Origin of the sequence: Neisseria mucosa, assembly GCF_003044445.1 — a bacterium.
GTDB lineage: Bacteria > Pseudomonadota > Gammaproteobacteria > Burkholderiales > Neisseriaceae > Neisseria > Neisseria mucosa_A.
In genome coordinates, this window is sequence record NZ_POWX01000037.1 from 1 (window position 1) to 3,276 (window position 3,276).

Annotated in this window: 1 pseudogene; it reads right to left on the reverse strand. The window is 57.9% G+C overall.

Annotated features, from left to right (window positions below):
* A pseudogene (locus DBY90_RS12370) lies at positions 1-3,276 on the reverse strand (hypothetical protein); the annotation flags it as partial.

A 3,276-nucleotide genomic window follows, 5' to 3' on the forward strand; every position in this document is an offset into this window, starting at 1 on the left:
CCTGCCGCCACACCTTGTACCTGACGGGTCTCGTCCGTGCCGTTGCCGACGGTAACGACGCCGGCGACTTTGTTCGCGGCGGCAGCCGAACCTGCTTTGCCTGCCACGGCTTTGTCGTTCAGGCCGCCGTAGGTGTAGGCTTCGCCTTTGGCCGCATCAGCCGTATGGATGCCTTGGGTTTGGGCGCGGTCGCCGAGGTAGACGGAGTCGTTGACCGTGGCTTTGATGTTGCTGCCCAGTGCGTAGGCGTTGTCGGCGGATACGTTGTTGTTGTTACCGATGGAGTAAGAGCTGTTGCCGCTTACTACGGTCGGGTCACCGATGGCGCCGGAGTTTTTGCCGCTGACGATGTTACCGGTACCGATGGCAATGGTGTTCTCGGCGTTGGCTTTGGCACCTTTACCGATGGCGATGGCGTTAGTGCCTTTGGAGGCGGCCTGGTAGCCGACCGCCGTGGCGTATGCGCCGCTCGCGCTGGAGTCTTCGCTGTTGCGTGCCTGTACGTCGGGGTTCACTTCGCCGTCGTTGGTATGGAAGAACTTGATACCTTGTTCGTTCATACGGCCTACGGCTTCGATGACGTTGTTGGTCACATACATGCCTTGGTCTTCGACGTTGTAGGTCACGAGGCTGTAACCGTTGGACTGGGCAATCTTGGTCTCGTTCGTGACGTTGGTCACGTTCGGATTGTTGCTGTTGTCCACCAGGGTAATGTTTTTGATATTACCCAAGCCTGCTTTGCCGTCTGCTTCGACTGACGGCGGTGCGGTGTTGACGTTGCCGCCGTTGCTGCCGATCAGTTCGTAAACCTGGTGCAGTTGTCCGCCGTTGACGGCATCGGTGCTGCCTGCGGCGACGGTGCCTGCGGCGACGCCGGTCACTTTCTTACCGCCTGCGTTGATACCGTCGGCAGTGATGTTGACATCGCCTGCTTTCAGACCGTCTTTGCCCAGCGCCACTTTGTCGCCGACGTTGACGCCGTTGTTGTTCACAATGGTATCGCCTGCTTTGACGCTGTCGACTTTCAGGTCTTTGTTGAGGCCGACCTGAATGCCGTTCGCGCCTGCGGTGGTGGTGATGTTGGCATCGCCTTTAACCGCAACGGTATCGCCCAGTTTGTTGGCAACGGTCGTACCGCTGTCGCCTGCGAAGCTGATGCCTTTGTTGTCCACCGCGTCTTTCGCCGCGACGCCTTTGGCGATGTCGGCTTTGACGGCTTTAGACAGGTCAACCGCGTAGTCGGTTACGTTATTGGCGTCTTTGTTGCCTTTGGTCACGACGATGTTGTCGGAACCTGCGGAGACGCTCGCGCCGTCTGCGTTCACGGTGTAAACGGTTTGACCGTTCGCACCTTGTTTGCTAGTGACACCGGCGATGTTGGTACCGGCTTCGACTTCGGTCTTGGCGGCGGCAGTCAGACGGTTCAGCTGTCCGACGTTGGCGGCATCGGTGTCTTTCACACCGGCGGCAACATTACTGATGGCTTTGTTGCCGGCATTGATGCCGTCGGCGGTGATGTTGACATCGCCTGCTTTCAGACCGTCTTTGCCCAATGCCACTTTGTCGCCGACTTTGACGCCGTCGTTGTTCACAACGGTATCGCCTGCGGTGAAGCTGTCGGCTTTGAGGTTAGGTGCGGTCGCCACTTTGTAAGTGGTGCTGCCGTCGGCATTTTGCTCGGGGGTGACGACGATGTTGTCGTTGCCGCTGTCCACTTTGGACGTGGCTTTCGCTGCGGCTGCTTTGAGCTGTGCAACGTTCACTGCGTCGGTGTCGGCTTCGCCTGCGGCGATGTCGGTCACTTTGTTACCACCGTTGTTCAGACCGTCTTTGGTCAGGCTGACAGGTTTGCCTGCCTTGCCGTTGCCCACAGTCAGTCCGTTGTCGGTCAGGACGCTGCCGCCTACGGTAACCTTATCGAAGGAGACGTCGTCTGAAGTCGCTACGGTGATGTTTTTACCGTTGCGGCTGACTTTGACGTTTTTGCCTTCTTTGAAGGTCACGGTGTCGCCGGCGCCGATTTTTTCAGACGAGGTTTCGTCATTGGCGTTCAGGTTCCAGCCTTTGTCGGCAGTTTCTTTCACTGCGGCAATGGCATCGTGGACGTTGTCTTTGCCGGTACCGCCGATGTCGGTAGTGGTGACGTTGCCGTTGTTGTTGGCTGCGTTACCGCCGAGCAGGTTCGCCAGATTGGCTTGGGTTGCGTTCAACTGCTCTTCGCTAGCGGCTTGACCTTTAGTGGCAAAGTCCGCCCCGCCCAGAGTGGTGTTGCTCAGACCGGAAATCAGACCGGCGGTACCGTCGATCACGAGCGGTTTGTTGCCTTTGCCTGCTTTGCCGACGGTAATCTTGTCAGCCAGCGAGAAGCCGATGCCGTTTTCGTCGGCGCGGGTTACGATGTTGCCGTCGCCTTTGACGCTCAGGCTGTCACCCAGTTTCTTCGCACCGGTCGTGCCGTTGTCGGCGGCAAAGGTCAGACCTTTGTTGTCCACCGCGTCTTTCGCCGCTACGCCTTTGGCGATGTCGGCCTTGGCTTCGTCGGTCAGGTCGAGGGCGTAGTCGGTTACGCCGTCGGCATCTTTCGCACCTTCGCTGACTTTAACCGCACCATTGGCCGCTTGGCTGAGGGTGGTCTTGTCGGCATTGACGGTGTACTCGGTGTTGTTGCCGTCCACTTTTTCGCTGACGGTCACGTTCTTACCGGCGACGACGGTGGTGGTTTTTTCAGTTGCGGCGAGTTGTTCGTTCAACTGGGCGACGTTGACGGCGTCGGTGGCTTTCACACCTTTGGCTACGTTGCTGATGGCTTTGTTGCCAGCGTCGATGCCGTCGGCAGTGATGTTCACATCACCTGCTTTCAGACCGTCTTTGCTCAGTGCTACTTTGTTGCCGACGGTTACGCCGCTGTTGTTCACAACAGTCTCGCCCGCAGTCAGGCTGTCAGCCTTCAGGTCTTTGGCGGTAGAAACTTTGTAAACGTTAGCGCTGCCTGTTTTGTCGGTTTCGACGACGATGTTGTCGTTGCCGCTTTCCACACGACCTGAATTGGCTTTCAACTGGGCAACGTTGACGGCATCGGTATCTGCCTCGCCTGCGGCGACGTTGGAGATTTTATTGCCACCGTTGTTCAGACCGTCTTTGGTCAGGCTGACAGGGTTGCCTGCCGTACCATTGCCCACAGTCAGTCCGTTGTCGGTCAGGACGCTGTCGCCGACAGTTACTTTGTTGAAGGATACGTCGTCTGAAGTCGCTACGGTGATGTTCTTACCGTCGCGG